The 18913-nt window shown below is 46.5% G+C and carries 16 protein-coding genes; 8 read left to right on the top strand and 8 right to left on the bottom strand.

Annotation, left to right across the window (positions count from 1 at the left end; genetic code table 11):
* Nucleotides 1-366 precede the first annotated feature (366 nt).
* Together R8269_RS22430 and R8269_RS22425 are read left to right on the top strand one after the other, a co-directional pair.
* Nucleotides 367-783 carry a GreA/GreB family elongation factor gene (locus R8269_RS22430; RefSeq protein ID WP_017635594.1) on the top strand — a complete coding sequence of 139 codons (417 nt, stop codon included), beginning with the start codon at nucleotides 367-369 and terminating at the stop codon, nucleotides 781-783.
* 533 nt (nucleotides 784-1316) lie between these two features.
* Complete coding sequence (locus tag R8269_RS22425; protein ID WP_005378857.1) at nucleotides 1317-1754, top strand: Hsp20 family protein; 438 nt, start codon at nucleotides 1317-1319, stop codon at nucleotides 1752-1754.
* A gap of 127 nt (nucleotides 1755-1881) precedes the next feature.
* On the opposite strand, the gene R8269_RS22420 is transcribed toward R8269_RS22425, so the two are convergent.
* The 4 genes from R8269_RS22420 to glyQ all read right to left on the bottom strand — a co-directional run bounded on the left by R8269_RS22420 (nucleotide 1882) and on the right by glyQ (nucleotide 8664).
* Complete coding sequence (locus R8269_RS22420; RefSeq protein WP_258477523.1) at nucleotides 1882-3135, bottom strand: valine--pyruvate transaminase; 1254 nt, start codon at nucleotides 3133-3135, stop codon at nucleotides 1882-1884.
* Between the two features lie 229 nt (nucleotides 3136-3364).
* Nucleotides 3365-5449, bottom strand: coding sequence for an alpha-amylase (locus R8269_RS22415; RefSeq protein ID WP_215810513.1), 2085 nt, complete (start codon nucleotides 5447-5449; stop codon nucleotides 3365-3367).
* Between the two features lie 217 nt (nucleotides 5450-5666).
* A complete protein-coding gene (glyS, locus tag R8269_RS22410) occupies nucleotides 5667-7733 on the bottom strand; it encodes a glycine--tRNA ligase subunit beta (protein ID WP_215810512.1) in 2067 nt (688 codons plus the stop codon).
* 13 nt (nucleotides 7734-7746) lie between these two features.
* On the bottom strand, nucleotides 7747-8664 hold the full coding sequence (gene glyQ, locus R8269_RS22405; RefSeq protein ID WP_005383818.1) for a glycine--tRNA ligase subunit alpha: 918 nt from the start codon (nucleotides 8662-8664) through the stop codon (nucleotides 7747-7749).
* Nucleotides 8665-9148: 484 nt separating this feature from the next.
* Here glyQ and R8269_RS22400 point away from each other — a divergent pair, with 484 nt between their 5' ends.
* Both R8269_RS22400 and R8269_RS22395 read left to right on the top strand, forming a co-directional pair.
* A complete protein-coding gene (locus tag R8269_RS22400) occupies nucleotides 9149-9703 on the top strand; it encodes a TMEM165/GDT1 family protein (protein WP_005378877.1) in 555 nt (184 codons plus the stop codon).
* A 160-nt stretch (nucleotides 9704-9863) separates the two neighbouring features.
* Nucleotides 9864-10124, top strand: coding sequence for a hypothetical protein (locus R8269_RS22395; protein WP_005378878.1), 261 nt, complete (start codon nucleotides 9864-9866; stop codon nucleotides 10122-10124).
* Nucleotides 10125-10168: 44 nt separating this feature from the next.
* On the opposite strand, the gene tusA is transcribed toward R8269_RS22395, so the two are convergent.
* Nucleotides 10169-10417 (bottom strand): sulfurtransferase TusA, encoded by a 249-nt coding sequence (tusA, locus tag R8269_RS22390; protein WP_005378879.1) that lies wholly within the window; start codon nucleotides 10415-10417, stop codon nucleotides 10169-10171.
* A gap of 133 nt (nucleotides 10418-10550) precedes the next feature.
* Between tusA and R8269_RS22385 the strand changes: the two genes are divergently transcribed.
* A complete protein-coding gene (locus R8269_RS22385; protein WP_005378880.1) occupies nucleotides 10551-10733 on the top strand; it encodes a hypothetical protein in 183 nt (60 codons plus the stop codon).
* A gap of 167 nt (nucleotides 10734-10900) precedes the next feature.
* Entirely contained in the window at nucleotides 10901-11845 is a 945-nt protein-coding gene (locus R8269_RS22380; protein ID WP_005378881.1) for a LysR family transcriptional regulator, read from the top strand.
* 52 nt (nucleotides 11846-11897) lie between these two features.
* Here R8269_RS22380 and R8269_RS22375 read toward each other — a convergent pair whose 3' ends face one another.
* The 3 genes from R8269_RS22375 to fadB form a co-directional block, all read right to left on the bottom strand.
* A complete protein-coding gene (locus tag R8269_RS22375) occupies nucleotides 11898-12878 on the bottom strand; it encodes an MDR family oxidoreductase (RefSeq protein WP_005378882.1) in 981 nt (326 codons plus the stop codon).
* A gap of 252 nt (nucleotides 12879-13130) precedes the next feature.
* Entirely contained in the window at nucleotides 13131-14306 is a 1176-nt protein-coding gene (gene fadA / locus R8269_RS22370; RefSeq protein WP_005378883.1) for an acetyl-CoA C-acyltransferase FadA, read from the bottom strand.
* A 14-nt stretch (nucleotides 14307-14320) separates the two neighbouring features.
* Nucleotides 14321-16492, bottom strand: a complete 2172-nt coding sequence (fadB, locus tag R8269_RS22365) for a fatty acid oxidation complex subunit alpha FadB (RefSeq protein WP_005378885.1) — start codon at nucleotides 16490-16492, stop codon at nucleotides 14321-14323.
* Nucleotides 16493-16753: 261 nt separating this feature from the next.
* Between fadB and R8269_RS22360 the strand changes: the two genes are divergently transcribed.
* The gene (locus tag R8269_RS22360) at nucleotides 16754-17377 is read left to right on the top strand and encodes a YigZ family protein (RefSeq protein WP_005378891.1); all 624 of its coding nucleotides are present in this window, start codon (nucleotides 16754-16756) and stop codon (nucleotides 17375-17377) included.
* A 46-nt stretch (nucleotides 17378-17423) separates the two neighbouring features.
* Complete coding sequence (locus R8269_RS22355) at nucleotides 17424-18881, top strand: TrkH family potassium uptake protein (protein ID WP_005378893.1); 1458 nt, start codon at nucleotides 17424-17426, stop codon at nucleotides 18879-18881.
* Nucleotides 18882-18913: the final 32 nt, after the last annotated feature.

The following is an 18913-nucleotide window of genomic DNA, read 5'->3' as shown; positions in this document are numbered from 1 at the left end:
CTTTAAAATACAAAACGCCCGATGAAGTACATCGAGCGTTTTAGTTAAAAAGTGTCAACCCATATCAGGACGGGTCAACCACCAGCTAAAATCGCCACTTTCTGCTAAAGCGGATGTTTTTCTGGTACTAACTGCCAACAACCCGATCAAGCCTGCCATTTTATTTCTGTTTTCTTTTTTTCTCGCCATTTTGTTCGCTTGAGCGTTTTTGCTTTCTTTTTTCTGCTCGCTATAGTGCTGAAGAGCTGATGAATAAGGAGACTAAGAAAATGGTGATGACTTTCCTGAACTAAGCCGGAAGTGATGCACTTCCGGTTCAATGCACTGAATTTATTTGTAAGACAAGGCATTAAGAAGGAAATAATCATGTTTGAACGCTGGTTCTCAGCGTACTGCTTGGCGCTGCGAACTTGGTGGTTAACCAGTCGCTTTTTAACCTATCAATCACCACTAAGGTTGTTATCGCTATTTGAAATCTGCGAGCAACAAGCCCATTGCCGTAACCGAGCTCGTATTGCGGTTGGGGACACGGTTCGCTTAGTGGATGTTGAACGCGCCTATCAATATCGCATGACATTGGTCAGCTCGCGTAAGGGGCAACCCATGACAGGTATGCTCGCGGTCGATTCTTATTTGGGGTCTCGACTGTTAGGTCGAGCTAAAAATGATGCGCTCGAAGTGGAAATTTTTAATCAGCGACGCTGCTTTGTGATTACTGAAATTGTTCATCAATCGCAGCCACCAGCTCAGAAAATGCTGTGTGGTTGTCTGTTGTGCCAATAAATAGAGGTGAAGTCATGAGTAAGAAAGAAAAGAAACAACCGCAGTTGAGTCTAAAAGAAAAGCGCAAACTAAAGCAGGAAAAGGCGGCAGAAAAGGACGTTGTAAAAGCGCGTAAATCCTCCCGCAAGTAAAGTGTAGATTGAGCCCCCCAGAACGGCGGGCTTTTTATCACAGATCGCGAAGTGATGAGGAACTAAGCTGTTCAAGGGGATAGTGGATGCTTTAAAAATTTTTTATTTTTTCCCTTGAAAGTCATTTTTGACGACCTTATATCTAGTTACGAAGAGGGTGACTGGCTTGCTAGAGACTAGAAGACCAGCCCTCTGAAATCGCTAAAACGAGATCGCTCAGAAGAGGATATGGCGTTTTAGCACACAACTTAAACCTTTAGATTCAATATCATGTCTCCGAGCCAAACCAAGGCCAGTGGAATGATAAGAATCTCTTAGTTCGGCGTTGGTTTTTGCATCAACACGCCAGTAGGATGAAACTCATCTGAACTAAGACTATTGCTTAATTAAGAGGATAGATTTATGCGTAATGTAGATTTCTCACCACTATACCGTAATGCAATTGGCTTTGATCGTCTGCTAAACCTGATGGAAGCGAATACAGCGAAAAATACTTCTGGCGGTTACCCTCCATACAACATTGAGCAAAAAGACGAGCACAACTACCGTATTACTATGGCCGTTGCTGGCTTTGCTGAAGAACAGCTCGATCTGACTCAAAACGAAAACATGTTGATTGTAAAGGGCGAACGTAAAGCCGAAGAAGGCAAAAACTATGTTTACCAAGGTATTGCAGAACGTGATTTTGAACGTAAATTCCAGCTAGCGGATTACGTAAAAGTTGTCGGTGCATCAATGGAAAACGGTCTGCTTCATATCGATTTAGTTCGTGAAATCCCTGAAGCCATGCAACCACGTAAGATTGCTATCGGTGGTAACAACCTGATTGAGAACAACTAATCAGTTAACCACCCGGTTATAGAATAAGAAAGAGCGCCATATGGGCGCTCTTTTTAGTTTGGGGGTTTTCAAATCCGCTATTTCAAAGCCGTAATTTCAAAGAGAAGAACGGCTGAGTTCAATCCGTCTATTTACCTTCGCGGTAAGCCTTTTCCACTTCTTCAGCGATAATCGCAATGCCTTTTTGCATCATCTCATCATCTTGAACGTAGTTCATACGCAGGCATTGGTGCGCGTGATCCCACTCGTCTTGCTGACCAATAAAGAAATATTCACCAGGGACAATCAATACGCCACGCGCTTTCAAGCGTTGGTACAGTTCCATTGTTGTGATTGGCAGTTCATCAAACCATAACCACAAGAAGATAGCGCCTTCCGGCTTGTGGATGCGGAATCGCTCATCGGTAATTGCTTGTTGGAGCAGTTCAACCGCACGTTGTGATTTTTGCTTGTAGAACGGCTTAATCACCTCTGAACTCAGTTTAAGCAGATCACCTTTGCCAATTATATGGTTTGCCAGCGCTGGACCAACACTGCCCGGCGCTAGGCTGATGATGCCGTTCATATTGGTTAACGCTTGAGTGATTTCTTCACTCGCAATCACAATGCCACAACGCCCGCCCGGTAAACCAAGCTTAGATAGGCTCATGCATAGGATGGTGTTTTCATTCCAGAACGGTTCGACATCTTCAAAGATGATGTTCGGGAAAGGTAGACCGTAGGCATTATCGATGATCAGCGGGATGTTGTTCTCACGTGCTAGCTTGTCCAGCTTACGTACTTCTTCGTCTGTCAGTACATTACCCGTTGGGTTGGTTGGACGAGATGCACAGATTGCCGCAACAGAGTCGTCGACGGTTAGCTGCTCAAAATCGACGTGGTATTTAAACAGACCGTTATCTAACAGCTCGATTTCTGGGCGGTAAGAGATAAAGATATCTTCATCAATGCCTGCATCACCATAACCGATATACTCAGGTGCGATAGGCAGTAGCACTTTCTTATGCGAACCATCTGGCTGTTTACCTGCCAACAAGTTGAACAAGTAGAAAAAGCCACTTTGGCTGCCGTTAGTTAGGCTGATGTTTTTTTCTGAAATATCCCAGCCGTAAGTTTCACGGAATAACTGAGCTAGCGCTTTGACGAACGCGTCTTTACCCTGCGGGCCATCGTAGTTGGCGAGGGCGGCGACGAGCTCCCCACTGGCGAGCATTTCCTCACTGGCTTGGTGAAAGTAATCGAGCATGGCAGGAATGGCGGCAGGATTACCTCCACCGAGCATGATGGCACCTGGTGTGCGCAGACCATCATTCAAATCGTCCATTAACTGCGTAATACCTGAATACTGATTAAATTTTTCACCAAACTTTGAGAACTGCATGCTGACTTATACCTAATTCATTGTGATTGCTTTGTGTATGTTTATGCCGATGTTTTATCGGCTTATCGAGTAATCCTTGACCTTACCTCAATGTGTAATTAACGCAAAGTGTGAATTAAGCCGAAAAAGAAAAAAGTGCGTCATCAGACCAGAGGAACGAGACAAAAGGGCAAAAAGAACAATAAAAAAGGGAAGCTTATGCTTCCCTTGCTGGTGGAGAGAGTGTGATTTACTCACCGGTGTAAACAATCAACACCTTGTCGTCTTGGTATTGGCGTTCAAACGCGTAGTAACCTTCTTGGTTGCGAGTGATGTGCTTACCTTGAGCAACTGCTGGGTGGCGTTTACGGAATTCACCCAACTTTTGCCAATGTTTCAGTAGATCTTCTCGCTCGCCATGAATCTTATCCCATGGCATATCTGAGCGTGTGCCTTGGTGGGCGTCTGAACCAGTAATGCCAAAATCACGAGCTATCTCATCACCGTAATAGATTTGTACTGCACCGGGAGCCAGCATCAGAGCATTCGCGGCACGTGCTTGGTCATCAAAGCTGCGACTGCGCGCTGACCAAAACAGCTGTGTATCGTGTGAAGATAGGTAGCTCAACACGTTGAACTCAGGATCGGTATTGATGCGTTCTGCATAGCGGCGGTAATCATTATCAAGTTGAGCGAAACACTTCAGCGCTTTTGGTGCTACGTCAGATTGGAACTCGAAGTTGATGATGGAATCGAAGCCGTTATCGAAATACGGGCTTTTCACCACGCTGTGTGCCCACACTTCACCCGTCATCCAGAAAGGTAAGTCATCCAAGGCTTTGTCCGGGTTGTTTTGCTTCCACTGGGCAAGCGCTTGGGTGGTGCTGGCTTTCAGCTCTGCCCACGCTTCCATTTCAACGTGTTTTGCGGTGTCGACACGGAAGCCGTCAATGCCGTAGTCACGTACCCAATCGGATAACCAGGTAATCAGGTGTTCACGTGGGGTTTGCAGCTCATCTTGCGCATTGGTGTCTTTATTGCGGAAGAAGTTTGGTAATCCGGTTTTCTGAGTCGATTCGGTTTTGAGATCCGGTAGGTAGTTCAAAGACATGGTGATGTCGTTGTAGCCCGGAGCATCGTAGTCGCCAATGTCGGTGCGAATCCAGTCTTTGCCCCACCATTTATCCCACGCTTCGCTATCACCGTATTTGATGTAGTCGTTGAAGCTGTGCCAGCTTTGTCCTGATTTTGGCTGCCAGTCGGTCCATTTTTCACCAAGGACTTGTTTGGCTTCTTGGTCATCAAGGTAAAGCTGACCAAAGCCGAATTCCTGCATGTCTGCTAATGTCGCATAACCTGTGTGGTTCATGACTACATCCCAAATCACGCGGATACCTTTCTTGTGGGCGGTATCGACGAAGGTTCTGAGTTCATCTTCGGTACCCATGTTGGCATCAAGCTTGGTCCAGTCTTGATGGTAGTAGCCGTGGTAGCCGTAGTGCTTAAAGTCGCCTTTATCGCCGCCGCCAACCCAGCCGTGGATTTGTTCCAGTGGTGAGGTTATCCAGATAGCATTGACACCAAGTGATTCGATGTAATCGAGTTTTTTCGTTAGACCCGATAAGTCACCACCGTGGAAGGTACCAATCTCATATTTTCCGTCTTTGCTGCGACCGTAGCTGTTGTCGTTGTCTGGGTTGCCATTGTAGAAGCGGTCGGTCATGACGAAGTACACCGTCGCATTGTCCCAACTGAACGGTTTGTCGGCTTGCTGTTCAACTTCTTCTAGCAGCAATAGACCTTGGCTCATAGGACCCGGTTGCATGGTGACGCTGCCATTGGCGATAGTGGTTTCTTGTCCGGTTAAGGCATCACGAACGACAGTGCCATCATTAAAGGTTTGGGCAACGTTGATGGTTTTTGGCGTGTCAGTTGCGACAGGGCAAGAGTAGGTGATGTCCTGACTCTGTTTTGGTTTGATTTTGACCGTGAGCTCATTGGTGGTTGGATTGAGCGTAAATTGATAGGTATTGGCTTTGAAGATGCGCAGCGGCATTTGTGCGTCAGTGGCGCAGTTATCCATTTTTAATGGACGATTGAATTTGATGCGATCTTCTTCTGCTAAGGCAAAGCTACTGCCACAGCTTTGATTACTGTCGGCAATGGTAAAGGTGTAGCTGCCTTTTTCGAGTTTTTGCTCAGCGACAAGTAAGCCTTGTGAGTTTTCCTCAAAAACAGCAGTGTCATCACCAACGTTTAATACGATGGCATTTTCTGGTATCTGGCTGCAGGCGCTCAGTAGACCGATAGAGAGTGCGAGAATTGTTTTTTTCATTGTGTCCTTCCCCCGAATAAACAGTCCAGTTATAGCAAAACTGTGCCTCTACAATCCGAGCTCTACACCAACAAGTTAAACGCGTCTCACCCTACAAATTTTAGTCTTGTTCACAAAATGAATAATAAGCGTCACCTTCATCGGTTTGAAGGCAACAAAAAAGGGAAGCATCTGCTTCCCTTTTACTTATTTCTTAATCACTTCTAAGAGTAATGAATTACTTTTGAAGCAAAGAAATGTCTGCGATCTGTAGGAACAGGTTACGCAGGTTGTTCAGTAGTGTCAGACGGTTTTTCTTAAGTGCTTCGTCTTCTGCCATTACCATTACGTTATCAAAGAACGCATCAACTGGTTCACGTAGGTCCGCTAGCTTACTTAGGGCTTCTTGGTAGTTACCTGTAGCAAATGCTGGCTCTAGCGCTTCTGTCATTACTTCAACGCTTTCTGCTAGTGCTTTCTCTGCGTCTTCTTGTAGAAGTGCTAGGTCGATGTCTGCTGCTAGCTCGCCGTCGAATTTCGCTAGGATGTTACCTACACGTTTGTTCGCTGCTGCTAGAGACTCTGCTGCTTCTAGTTCACGGAAGTGTGAAACCGCTTTAACTCGTTGGTCGAAGTCTGCTGGTTTCGTCGGGCGACGCGCTAGAACTGCTTGAATGATGTCTACGCTGAAGCCTTCGTCTTGGTACCAAGCGCGGAAACGACCAAGCATGAACTCGATAACGTCTTGCTCAACGTTGTCGTTGGTTAGGCGATCGCCAAATAGTGACTTCGCTTTCGCTACTAGGTCAACAAGATCTAGGTTGTAGCCGTATTCAACGATGATACGTAGTACACCTAGAGATGCGCGGCGTAGTGCGAATGGGTCGCTGCCTTTAGGCGCTTGACCAATACCGAAGATACCTACGATAGTGTCTAGCTTGTCTGCCATTGCAACTGCTGTTGAAACGCCGTTTGATGGCAGTTCATCACCTGCGAAACGAGGCATGTATTGCTCGTTCAGTGCTACTGCAACTTCTTCTGCTTCACCGTCGTGGCGAGCATAGTGCATACCCATAACACCTTGAGTATCCGTGAATTCGAATACCATTGAGGTCATTAGGTCACATTTTGCTAGTAGACCAGCACGCTTTGATTTCTCAACGTCAGCACCGATTTGCTCAGCAATGTAGCCAGCAAGTTCTGTGATGCGGTCTGTTTTGTCTTTGATCGTACCCAGTTGCTTTTGGAAGATCGCTTGCTCTAGTTCAGGCAGACGGTCGATAAGCGGACGCTTACGGTCTGTGTTGAAGAAGAACTCTGCGTCAGCAAGACGAGGGCGAACTACTTTCTCGTTACCTTCGATTACGTAACGAGGCTCTTTTGATTCGATGTTCGATACGAAGATGAAGTTAGGTAGTAGCTTCTTGTTTTCGTCGTAAACAGGGAAGTACTTTTGGTCACCCTTCATGGTGTAAACCAACGCTTCAGAAGGCACTTTTAGGAACTCTTCTTCGAACTTCGCTGTTAGTACTACTGGCCATTCAACCAGAGACGTTACTTCTTCTACTAAGTCATCTTCTAGGTCAGCGATACCGCCAACCGCTGCTGCCGCTTTTTGTGCGTCAGCTAGGATGATTGCTTTACGCGCTTCGTAATCTGCCATTACTTTACCGCGCTGTTCTAGAATCGCAGGGTATTGCTCAGCAGAATCGATAGTGAACTCTTGCTCACCCATGAAGCGGTGACCACGGATAGTGCGGTCAGAAGCAACACCAAGGATCTCGCCTTCGATTAGGTCGCTGCCCATTAGCATGGTTAGCGTCTTAACTGGACGGATAAATTGAGTCGTTTTGTTGCCCCAGCGCATTGGTTTTGCGATAGGTAGGTTTGCTAGTGCTTTCGCTGCAAGTTCAACTACGATCTCAGACGTTGGCTGACCTTTCACTTCTTGTTTGAACAGTAGCCATTCACCTTTGTCTGTTACCATGCGCTCTGCTTGGTCAACCGTGATGCCACAACCGCGTGCCCAGCCTTGAGCCGCTTTTGTTGGGTTGCCTTCCGCGTCAAACGCTGCAGAAACCGCAGGACCACGTTTTTCAACAACTTTGTCAGATTGGCTGTCTGCTAGTGCTGCGACTTTAAGTGCAAGACGACGAGGTGCCGCGAACCATTTAACGCCTTCATGAGCAAGCTCAGCGCCTTTTAGTTCAGCTTCGAAGTTTGCTGCGAATGCTTCAGCTAGTGTGCGAAGTTGCGTTGGTGGTAGCTCTTCTGTACCTAGCTCGATTAGAAATTCTTTTGCCATGTTACTCTACCCCTTACGCTTGTTCTTTCTTACACATTGGGAAGCCAAGAGCTTCACGCGATGCGTAGTATGCTTCTGCAACTGCTTTCGTCAGGTTGCGGATGCGTAGGATGTAACGTTGGCGTTCAGTTACTGAGATCGCTTTACGTGCGTCTAGTAGGTTGAATGCGTGACCGGCTTTTAGGATGCGCTCGTAAGCAGGTAGTGGCAGTGGCTTTTCAAGCTCAAGTAGCTCTTTACACTCTTTTTCACACTGTTCGAAGAAGCCAAATAGGAATTCAACGTCTGCGTGCTCGAAGTTGTAAGTTGATTGCTCTACTTCGTTTTGGTGGAAGATGTCACCGTAAGTCACTTTGCTGCCGTCTGGTGCGATGTTCCAAACTAGGTCGTAAACAGAGTCTACTTCTTGGATGTACATTGCTAGACGTTCGATACCGTAAGTGATCTCACCAGTTACTGGCTTACACTCAAGACCACCAACTTGCTGGAAGTAAGTAAACTGAGTCACTTCCATGCCGTTTAGCCAAACTTCCCAGCCCAGACCCCATGCGCCTAGTGTTGGGTTTTCCCAGTTGTCTTCTACGAAACGGATGTCGTGTACAAGAGGGTCAATACCAAGAACTTCAAGGGAGCCAAGGTACAACTCTTGAATATTGTCAGGCGATGGTTTTAGCGCTACTTGGAATTGGTAGTAGTGCTGAAGACGGTTAGGGTTTTCACCGTAACGGCCATCAGTAGGACGACGTGAAGGTTGTACATAAGCTGTCGACATTGGCTCTGGGCCAAGCGCTCGTAGACAGGTCATTGGGTGAGAGGTACCCGCACCCACTTCCATATCTAGCGGTTGAACAATGGTACAACCATTTTGAGCCCAATAATCCTGCAGCGCGAGGATCATTCCCTGGAAGGTTTTGATATCGTATTTTTGCATAAGTCAGGTTCGCGCGATTCTCTTGTTACTCGTTAATTCGTCATCTATGCCGAGTTTTTCAACTCTAACAACGGCGATAAAGAGTAATTACGGTTGAATAAATTAACAATCTAGTATAACCAGATATTGAGCATGGGAGTAGAGCTAATCTTGATTAATTCGTGGGCGATTTTCTCCTTTAATGAATTTTTACCGCGTTATCTGCTGTATTTTTCCTAAAAGGGAGTTTTTGCCTGCTTTGGCTCTTGAGAAGCGCAACAAAGGTGGCTAGAATTGCGCCTGTCTTTGGGGAGTAGCTTACCTGATGAAGTTTCTGTTTCATCTGGTTCGTCCGTCAACATAATTGGTGCAAAATCACCATGGCGTTCGAGACTTGAAGCCTTTCAAGTTTAGCAAGACCTTAGACAAATCATCACGAACCGGGGTAGGGGCGTGAGGTTTGTCTTCGGTTAAAAATAATAATCCCTGCCCCAATGAGCATGTCGTGAGCGTTTTAGCTATTTCAATTACTACTGTAGCGTTAGCAGAAATTGGCGATAAGACCCAATTGCTATCTCTATTACTCGCAAGTCGTTACCGAAAACCAATCCCAATTATTGCAGCAATCTTTTTGGCAACTATTGCCAACCACGCTTTGGCTGCATGGTTAGGTGTGGTTGTCGCAGACTATCTATCACCTGAGATTTTAAAGTGGGTGCTGGTGGTCAGTTTTGTCGCGATGGCGGCTTGGGTTCTGATCCCGGACAAACTGGATGATGACGAGCAGATTTCTAATCGAGGCCCATTTATTGCCAGCTTTATCGCGTTCTTCGTTGCGGAGATAGGCGATAAAACTCAGATCGCCACTTCCATCTTAGGGGCGCAATACGCGGATGCGTTAAGTTTGGTGATTATCGGTACCACAATCGGTATGCTGCTGGCGAATGTACCTGTGGTCCTGATTGGTAAATTGTCGGCCGACAAGATGCCTTTAGGGCTGATCCGTAAAATCACCGCATTTTTGTTTATTGCTCTGGCAATAGGGGCTGCACTGTTCTGATTTTTTGCACGTGAAATGATGTGAGTTATCAATCATTAGTGGCGTGCTGCGCGAGTTCAAACTCTGACTCTAAATCGTTCCGTTGCGTGACGGATGACATATAAGTGTCATACTTGTCATGGTAGTTTAATGGTGTGAATGATAGCGAGAGGGCAAGTTTATGCTTACACGTTACATGGGGATGTCCCCGAAGAGTCAGAGTTATTTATTCACTTTTGGTTTAGCGCTGTGTTTACTAGCGATGGTGCTAACTGATATGTGGTTACCGATTGTAGCAGGATCGTTCGTTCTTACTGGATTGACAGTAGAAGCGTGGATTCGTGTCGCTCACATCATTCCTATGCATGAAGAGATGCGGGCAATGAAGAAACAACTTAACAAGCTCCAATCAGAAGTTCGCACACTCGAATACGACGAATAAACAAACGGCAGCCAATATAGGCTGCCGTTTTTAGTTCGACCAGATTATTCCAATCCTTTCTTGATCAGGTACTGATACGGAACTTGCTCCGTTTGTGCCGCAACTAATTGGTGGTCCATAAAGCGGCAGAAACTCGGAATGTCTCGAGTCGTGGATGGATCGTCTGCTTTGACCAGCAAAATCTCACCATCTTGCATGTTGCGAATTGTCTTCCTGACCATCATCACTGGCTCTGGGCAGCGCAGTCCTTCCGCCTCTAATGTCTTGTTTGCCAGTTCAGGATTAAAGCTCATAGTGTGATTCTCGTAACTAACTGAGCGTTGAATTTTACTTTCGTTGAAAAAATATTCAATAACCACTTGGCAAACCGAATTTTTTGTTTTACCTTAAATTAACAATTTGGTAACAATTGGCAAGGGAGAGGCAATGTTAACAGCGTTAGACAGACTTACGATTTACTCAGTGCTGTGTTTTATCTCGTTTTGTGCATTGGTACTCAGGACGCCAGCTGACACCTCTTTGACGCCTCTCGTAGGCATGGTTGCCACTATTATTGGGATTTGGATCGAGATGCGCAGATGGTCTGGCGCATCTGAGCAAGAAAATTAGCGCTTCTTGCTTGGATCAGAATGCTTTTAATAACGCTCACCTATTTTTACCGACACTTCATTCCGACACTATCCCCATTTTTCTTGGGCTTCCCCGCTGAAAGGCGGGATTTTTTTTGCCTAAAGAGTACAATTTACCCAAACACATACAAAATAAGTGGCTAATTCGTGGAACTGGAAGACATCTATCGCCGAGATTTAAATTTACTGGTTGCGTTGCGAGTACTGATAGAGGAAAACAGTGTCAGTAAGGCGGCAACACGTCTGAACTTGAGTCAATCGGCAATGAGTCGTGTGCTTGGTCGTCTACGCGACTTATTGGGAGACCCGCTGTTTACTCGTCAGGGACAGCATTTGATCCCAACTCAGAAAGCGTTAGAGATCGATCGCTCATTGGGCGAGCCATTAGAGTCTTTACGTCAGTTGTTATCTCCGGTTGAGTTTGACCCATTGCAATGCGTGCAGACTTTCAACATCGTGACCACCGACTATGCCATGCAAACAATCTTACCGTTCGCTTTGCCGAGAATTTACCAAGAAGCGCCAAACGTGTCTTTCAACTTCTTACCACTGCAACACGACCGTTTATCAGATCAGCTCACTTATGAAGGTGCAGACTTAGCGATTTGTCGCCCGACAGGCCCGGTGGAGCCTCTACGCAGTGAAGTGTTGGGGCGAGTGGGGGTGCTGTGTATGCTTTCAAAACAGCATCCATTAGCGGATAAAGAAATGAGTTTGGATGATTATCTGAGTCATCCACATGCCATGATCGCCATCAGTGATGGTGTTAAGGCACTGATCGAACAAGCTTTGATGGAGAAACCTAAGCGTAAAATGGTTCTGCGGGCTTATCATTTAGAAGCCGCATTGGCGATCATGGATACCTTGCCAATTATCATCACAGTGCCAGCGGACTTGGCGTATCTGGTTGCCGAGCGTTATGACTTGGTGGTGAAACCGTTACCATTCCAATTCACGCCGTTTGAATACTCGATGATTTGGCATGCGCGTTGCGAGCATTCTCCCGCTCAAGAATGGTTAAGAACGATTGTGCGTGAAGAGTGTAGCCGTCTGATAGCTAAACGTATCGAAGATATGGGACTGAACTGCTAACAAAAAAGAGCCAGCAATGCCGGCTCTTCGTCTGTTTACACTGAGTCAGTGTTTATAGCTTGATAACCACACGACCCGTTACTTGACCGTTGGTGATGTCTTCTGCATATTTCGGTGCTTCAGCAAGAGCAACTTCAGTACACGCTTGCTCGAAGTAGCTGTCTGGTAGTAGCTCGACCAGCTTTTCCCATGCTGCGATACGTTTCTCTGTTGGGCACATTACTGAGTCCACACCTTGTAGGCGAACATTACGTAGGATGAACGGCATCACTGTGGTTGGTAGATCAAAACCACCTGCAAGACCACAAGCTGCAACTGCACTGTTGTAATCCATTTGCGCCAATACTTTAGCCAGTACTTTGCTGCCTACAGTATCAACCGCACCTGCCCATACTTGCTTTTCAAGTGGACGTGCTGGTTCTTCAAATTCAGTACGGTCGATGATGCGGCTAGCACCTAGTTTTTCAAGTAGCGGGCCATTTTTTTCTACACGACCTGTCACTGCAGCAACTTTGTAGCCAAGCTGTGCTAGAAGCGTTACTGCGACTGAGCCTACACCGCCACTTGCGCCAGTTACAAGGATTTCACCATTTTCAGGTTTGATGCCTGCATCAAGCAGTGCTTGAACACATAGCATGCCTGTGAAACCAGCAGTACCAACCATCATTGCTTTCTTGCTGTCTAGACCTTTTGGTAGTGGTACTAGCCAATCTGCTTTTAGACGAGCACGCTGAGACATACCACCCCAGTGGTTTTCACCCACGCCCCAGCCAGTAAGGACAACTTTGTCACCAGCTTGGTAGCGGTCGTCTTCTGAGCTTACTACCGTACCTGCTAAGTCAATACCTGGCACCATCGGGAAGTTACGGATGATTTTACCTTTACCTGTGATCGCAAGGCCGTCTTTGTAGTTTAACGATGAGTAATCAACGTCAATCAGAACGTCGCCTTCAGGCAGTTGTGTTTCATCGATTTGCTCGATGTTAGCGATAGTACGTTTGTCTTCTTGATTTAGAACTAGAGCATTAAACATAAGGTTCTCCGATTGTGCGGTAGCATGACTCTGGGTCACATGCAGCAAGATATCAACTGGTCTAAGTGTATGTCTTCTTTGTCTATGAATAAAATGAAACTTGAGCATTTAATGTATGCTTTTCATGCATGTTTGATGTAAAACAAAAAGGGCGACATCAATTGTCGCCCTTAAGTGTAATACTAAAAATTTTAGTACTAGTTCATTTGCTTATGATTGTTGGCTCGATCACTGCAACAACGTCTTGAACTGTTATGGTCGTTCAAATACTGTCGCAATGCCCTGACCCAAACCGATACACATGGTGGCCAGACCGTATTTCGCGTCTTTCGCTTCCATTAGGTTGATCAACGTTGTTGAGATACGTGAACCAGAACAGCCTAGTGGATGACCCAATGCTATCGCACCACCGTTAAGGTTGACCTTCTCATCCATAACATCAAGCAGGCCTAAGTCTTTAGCACACGGCAGAGACTGCGCGGCAAATGCTTCGTTTAGCTCAACCACATCCATGTCTTCAATTGAAAGACCGGCACGCTTGAGCGCTTTTTTCGTCGCAGGTACAGGACCGTAACCCATAATAGAAGGATCGCAGCCCGCAATGGCCATGCCTTTAATACGTGCACGAATCTTCAAGCCAAGTTCATTAGCTTTCTCTTCACTCATGATCAACATCGCTGATGCACCATCGGACAGAGCCGATGATGTACCGGCTGTTACTGTACCGTTTGCAGGGTCGAACACTGGGCGAAGTTGAGATAGACCTTCAACGGATGTTTCAGGGCGAATCACTTCGTCGTAATCCAGAGTGAACAGTGTGCCGTCTGCTGCGTGGCCTTCAATTGGTAGAATTTCGTTTTTAAAACGACCCTCTACGGTTGCTGCGTGCGCACGAGCGTGAGAGCGAGCGGCAAACTCGTCTTGTTGCTCACGGCTAATACCATGTAATTTACCAAGCATTTCAGCCGTTAAGCCCATCATGCCCGCAGCTTTTGCTACGTTCTTTGACATACCTGGGTGAAAGTCTACACCGTGGTTCATTGGCACATGACCCATGTGCTCAACACCACCAATTAGGCAGATTTCAGCATCGCCAGTCATGATGGCACGTGTACCATCGTGAAGCGCTTGCATTGATGAGCCACACAAGCGGTTCACCGTCACGGCGCCAATTTCAATCGGCAGACCAGCAAGCAGCGCCGCATTACGTGCAACGTTAAAGCCTTGCTCTAGTGTTTGCTGTACACAGCCCCAGTAGATGTCTTCAATCTCGCTTGGGTTCACTTGTGGGTTACGCGCAAGAATGCCTGTCATTAGGCGCGCAGATAGATCTTCTGCTCGTGTATGACGGAAAGCACCACCTTTAGAGCGACCCATTGGAGTACGTAGACAATCGACTACGACAACATTTCTTGTTTGATTAGTCATTTTAGAATCCCTCCTTAGATAGAACCTTGCTGTTGTGCACCGTAAAAGCTTTCACCTTTCGCCGCCATATCAATCAGCATTTGCGGTACTTGGTACATCGCACCTAGCTCGGCGTGTTGTTTTGCCATTTCAACGTATTCAGCAATACCCACGCTGTCTAGATAGCGGAATACGCCACCGCGGAATGGAGGGAAACCAAGACCATAAACCAATGCCATATCTGCTTCCTGCGGAGTGGCGATGATGCCTTCTTGTAGGCACAGCACCACTTCGTTGATCATTGGAATCATCATACGTTGAATGATGGTCTGATCGTCAAAGTCCTGCTTATCGGCACAAACGTCAGCAAGTACCGGTAAGATCGCTTCGGAGAAGGCTTTCTTCGGCTTACCTTTTTTATCTATGGTGTAGCTGTAGAAGCCATTACCATTTTTCTGACCATATTTGTCTGCTTCGAACAGTGCATCAATCGCATCACGACCTTGTTTACCCATACGCTCAGGGAAACCGTCAGCCATCACAGCTTGTGCGTGGTGCGCGGTATCAATGCCGACTACGTCAAGCAAGTACGCCGGTCCCATCGGCCAGCCAAACTTACGCTCCATTACTTTGTCGATTTTCGTAAAGTCAGCACCATCACGAAGTAGCATGCTGAAGCCGCCAAAGTATGGGAACAATACGCGGTTAACGAAGAACCCTGGGCAGTCATTAACGACAATTGGTGATTTGCCCATTTTCGCAGCATACGCCACAACACGATTGATGGTTTCATCAGAGGTGTGCTCACCACGGATGATCTCAACAAGAGGCATACGATGCACTGGGTTGAAGAAGTGCATACCACAGAAGTTTTCTGGGCGTTTTAGTGATTTTGCCAATAGGTTGATAGGAATCGTCGAGGTGTTTGAGGTGATAACGGTGTCGTCACCGACATGGGACTCAACTTCACTCAAAACTGCTGCTTTTACTTTCGGGTTTTCAACGACAGCTTCAACAATCACATCAGAGTTTTCAATACCTGCGTAATGTAGGCTCGGTGTGATTGACGCTAAAATACCCGCCATCTTAAAGCCATCAATACGACCGCGAGATAAGCGTTTATTCAGCAGCTTAGATGCTTCAGTCATGCCTAGGTCGAGCGACGCTTGCGCGATGTCTTTCATTAAGACTGGCACACCTTTTAGCGCTGATTGGTAAGCAATGCCGCCACCCATGATACCTGCACCTAATACGGCTGCACGTTGCGTGTCTTTACTTGCTGACTTCGCTGCTTTTTTCGCAATGCCTTTGATGTATTGATCATTAAGGAATAGGCCAACGAGTGATTTTGCTTCTTCCGATTTAGCCAGTTTCACGAAGTGCTTACGTTCAATGTCTAACGCTTCATTACGTGCAAAGCGAGCACCTTCTTCAATCGTGATAACGGCTGTCATTGGGGCAGGGTAGTGAGGACCTGCTTTTTGTGCCACCAGCCCCTTCGCCATGGTGAAGCTCATCATTGATTCAAGCTTACTCAGCGTTAGCGGAGATGTTTTCTGTGCTCGGCGTGCTTGCCAGTCAAGTTTCTCGTTAATTGCAGAGTTAAGAGTTTGTAGTGCTGATTCGTATAAAGCATCAGTCTCTACAACAGCATCGAGTAAGCCAATTTTCAATGCTTCATCAGCTCGGCATGCTTTACCTTGGGTGATGATTTCCATTGCGCTGTCTGCGCCAATAACGCGAGGTAAGCGTACACAACCACCAAAGCCCGGCATGATTCCCAGTTTCGTTTCTGGTAGGCCGATGCTGGTGGTTTTGTCACCAATACGCATGTCTGTTGCTAGCACACATTCACAACCGCCACCAAGAGCGTGGCCTTTGATCACTGAGATGGTCGGAACGGGTAAGTCTTCTAATTTGTTAAAGATGCTATTAGCAAATTGCAGCCATTGGTCGAGCTCGGCATCCGTTTTAGCAAACAGACCTAAAAACTCGGTAATGTCTGCGCCTACAATGAATGCGTCTTTATCTGAAGTGAGCAACAACCCCTTGAGGCCTTGATGGGCAATGAGCGCATCAAGAGCTTTATCTAGCGATTCTAATGTCGCTAGGTCGAGTTTGTTGACGGATTTTGGAGAGCAGAAGCTTAGCTCTGCAATACCATCTTGTATTTCCTTTACCTGTAGGGTTTCGGCTTGGTAAATCATTGTCTATCTCCATGACATACAATCGTGGATTGTCTGTATACCTATTTCAACGACGCCGTGTACCTCGGCAAATAGGTATCGAGGAAGTCGTTTTATTTTTGTTCTGGTTTGACCAGTAAAGTTAGTTTGGATCGTGGATTGTTTAATTTCAATACATTTTTTAAACAAGTGTTTAACATTGTGCGCTGTGGCAGATCTTATGCGACGGGTAAATCACACTCGTGATAGACTTCAGGCAAATAGACATGAATCCATAATCCTATGAATGACAAGCCTTATCTGATTCCAGCAGAGCCCGCTCAATTTGAAGAAGAAATTAAAAAGAGCGTCTTCATTACTTATTTGGCACACACGCCAAGTATCGAAGCAGCAAAAGCATTTGTTGATCAAATCAAAGCTAAACACGCTGATGCCAGACATAACTGTTGGGGCTTTGTTGCTGGTCGCCCGGAAGATTCAATGAAATGGGGCTTTAGTGATGATGGGGAGCCGTCCGGAACAGCAGGCAAACCAATCCTGGCGCAGCTGTCTGGATCTGGGGTGGGGGAGATCACGGCTGTGGTCACGCGATACTCTGGTGGAATCAAGTTAGGTACAGGCGGCTTGGTTAAAGCGTATGGGGGTGGGGTTCAACAAGCGCTCAAGCTGCTTCAAACTATTGAGAAAAAAATAACCACAAAGCTCAGACTAACGTTAGACTATGGGTTTATGCCTATCGCACAATCAATCATGCCGCAATTTGGCGCGATAGAAGTCGAGGCTGAATACAGCGATCAGGTCGTATTAGTGGTGGAAATTGAGCTTCGAGAAGTGAGCGCGTTTACCCAAGCAATCATCAATAAAAGCGGGGCAAAGGCAATTGTCACTCCGCTAGACGGACAATAATGAAAAACAGGAAGCAACAGGGACAGCTTCGCTAGTCAATTTATCCATGCAATTTCGTTCAATTATTCGAATCGTCGGGCTACTGCTCGCACTCTTTAGTGTCACTATGCTTGCGCCAGCACTCGTTGCGCTGATCTATCGAGATGGTGCTGGTGTGCCTTTTGTCACGACATTTTTTGTTCTGCTGTTTTGTGGGGCCGTTTGTTGGTACCCAAACCGCAGGTATAAGCACGAGCTTAAAGCTCGAGATGGCTTTCTTATTGTCGTCTTATTCTGGACAGTACTTGGCAGTGCAGGCTCGATCCCCTTTCTCATTGCTGACAACCCGAACGTCTCAGTGACAGATGCGTTTTTTGAATCGTTTTCTGCTCTCACTACGACCGGGGCGACCGTTATTGTTGGTTTGGATGAGTTACCTAAAGCGATTCTATTCTATCGACAGTTACTGCAGTGGTTCGGCGGTATGGGAATCATCGTATTAGCGGTGGCGATTTTGCCAGTACTTGGCATCGGTGGTATGCAGCTTTACCGCGCCGAGATCCCTGGTCCAGTCAAGGACACTAAAGTGACGCCGCGCATAGCAGAAACTGCTAAGGCGCTTTGGTACATCTATTTGAGCCTGACTATCGCCTGTGCTTCGGCTTTTTGGTTAGCTGGTATGACGCCATTTGACGCCATCAGTCACAGCTTTTCCACCATTGCTATCGGTGGCTTCTCTACCCACGATGCCAGCATCGGATACTTTGATAGTTACGCGATTAACCTGATTACGGTGGTTTTTCTGCTTATATCTGCATGTAATTACACACTGCACTTTGCTGCATTTGCATCAGGTGGCGTACATCCCAAGTATTACTGGAAAGATCCTGAGTTTCGTGCCTTCTTGTTTATTCAAGTGCTGCTATTTATCATTTGCTTTCTATTATTACTGAAACATCACTCTTACACATCGACATACGATGCTTTCGATCAGGCTCTGTTCCAAACCGTATCAATATCCACAACAGCGGGCTTTACGACAACAGGTTTTGCGGATTGGCCGCTCTTCTTACCTGTGCTGTTATTGTTCTCTTCCTTTATAGGTGGTTGTGCTGGTTCAACAGGCGGCGGCATGAAAGTGATCCGTATCCTGCTTCTTACCTTACAAGGTGCGCGTGAACTAAAACGTTTAGTCCATCCACGCGCGGTTTACACCATCAAAGTAGGTGGCAGTGCCCTACCGCAACGTGTTGTCGATGCGGTTTGGGGCTTCTTCTCCGCATACGCATTGGTATTTGTGGTTTGTATGTTGGGGTTGATTGCAACAGGAATGGATGAGCTCAGTGCGTTCTCGGCGGTGGCTGCGACTCTGAACAACCTCGGTCCTGGCTTGGGAGAAGTAGCGCTGCACTTTGGTGATGTTAACGACAAAGCAAAATGGGTATTGATAGTTTCTATGCTGTTTGGTCGTTTGGAAATCTTTACCTTACTTATTCTACTTACGCCGACGTTTTGGCGTAGCTAAGGGGAAATCGTGGCAAAAGCATTATTTCTATA

This window comes from Vibrio sp. Vb0667 (assembly GCF_033391095.1).
This window is presented reverse-complemented; position numbering and strand designations above follow the sequence as displayed.

Excerpts from the sequence above, each read along its gene's own strand:
- glyQ (WP_005383818.1), bottom strand. The coding sequence starts at position 8,664 with ATGCAAAAATACGATATCAAAACCTTCCAGGGAATGATCCTCGCGCTG.
- glyS (WP_215810512.1), bottom strand. The coding sequence starts at position 7,733 with ATGGCAAAAGAATTTCTAATCGAGCTAGGTACAGAAGAGCTACCACCA.
- R8269_RS22415 (WP_215810513.1), bottom strand. The coding sequence starts at position 5,449 with ATGAAAAAAACAATTCTCGCACTCTCTATCGGTCTACTGAGCGCCTGC.
- R8269_RS22430 (WP_017635594.1), top strand. The coding sequence starts at position 367 with ATGTTTGAACGCTGGTTCTCAGCGTACTGCTTGGCGCTGCGAACTTGG.
- fadB (WP_005378885.1), bottom strand. The coding sequence starts at position 16,492 with ATGATTTACCAAGCCGAAACCCTACAGGTAAAGGAAATACAAGATGGT.
- R8269_RS22360 (WP_005378891.1), top strand. The coding sequence starts at position 16,754 with ATGAATGACAAGCCTTATCTGATTCCAGCAGAGCCCGCTCAATTTGAA.
- R8269_RS22425 (WP_005378857.1), top strand. The coding sequence starts at position 1,317 with ATGCGTAATGTAGATTTCTCACCACTATACCGTAATGCAATTGGCTTT.
- fadA (WP_005378883.1), bottom strand. The coding sequence starts at position 14,306 with ATGACTAATCAAACAAGAAATGTTGTCGTAGTCGATTGTCTACGTACT.
- R8269_RS22375 (WP_005378882.1), bottom strand. The coding sequence starts at position 12,878 with ATGTTTAATGCTCTAGTTCTAAATCAAGAAGACAAACGTACTATCGCT.
- R8269_RS22395 (WP_005378878.1), top strand. The coding sequence starts at position 9,864 with ATGCTTACACGTTACATGGGGATGTCCCCGAAGAGTCAGAGTTATTTA.
- R8269_RS22420 (WP_258477523.1), bottom strand. The coding sequence starts at position 3,135 with ATGCAGTTCTCAAAGTTTGGTGAAAAATTTAATCAGTATTCAGGTATT.
- tusA (WP_005378879.1), bottom strand. The coding sequence starts at position 10,417 with ATGAGCTTTAATCCTGAACTGGCAAACAAGACATTAGAGGCGGAAGGA.
- R8269_RS22355 (WP_005378893.1), top strand. The coding sequence starts at position 17,424 with ATGCAATTTCGTTCAATTATTCGAATCGTCGGGCTACTGCTCGCACTC.
- R8269_RS22385 (WP_005378880.1), top strand. The coding sequence starts at position 10,551 with ATGTTAACAGCGTTAGACAGACTTACGATTTACTCAGTGCTGTGTTTT.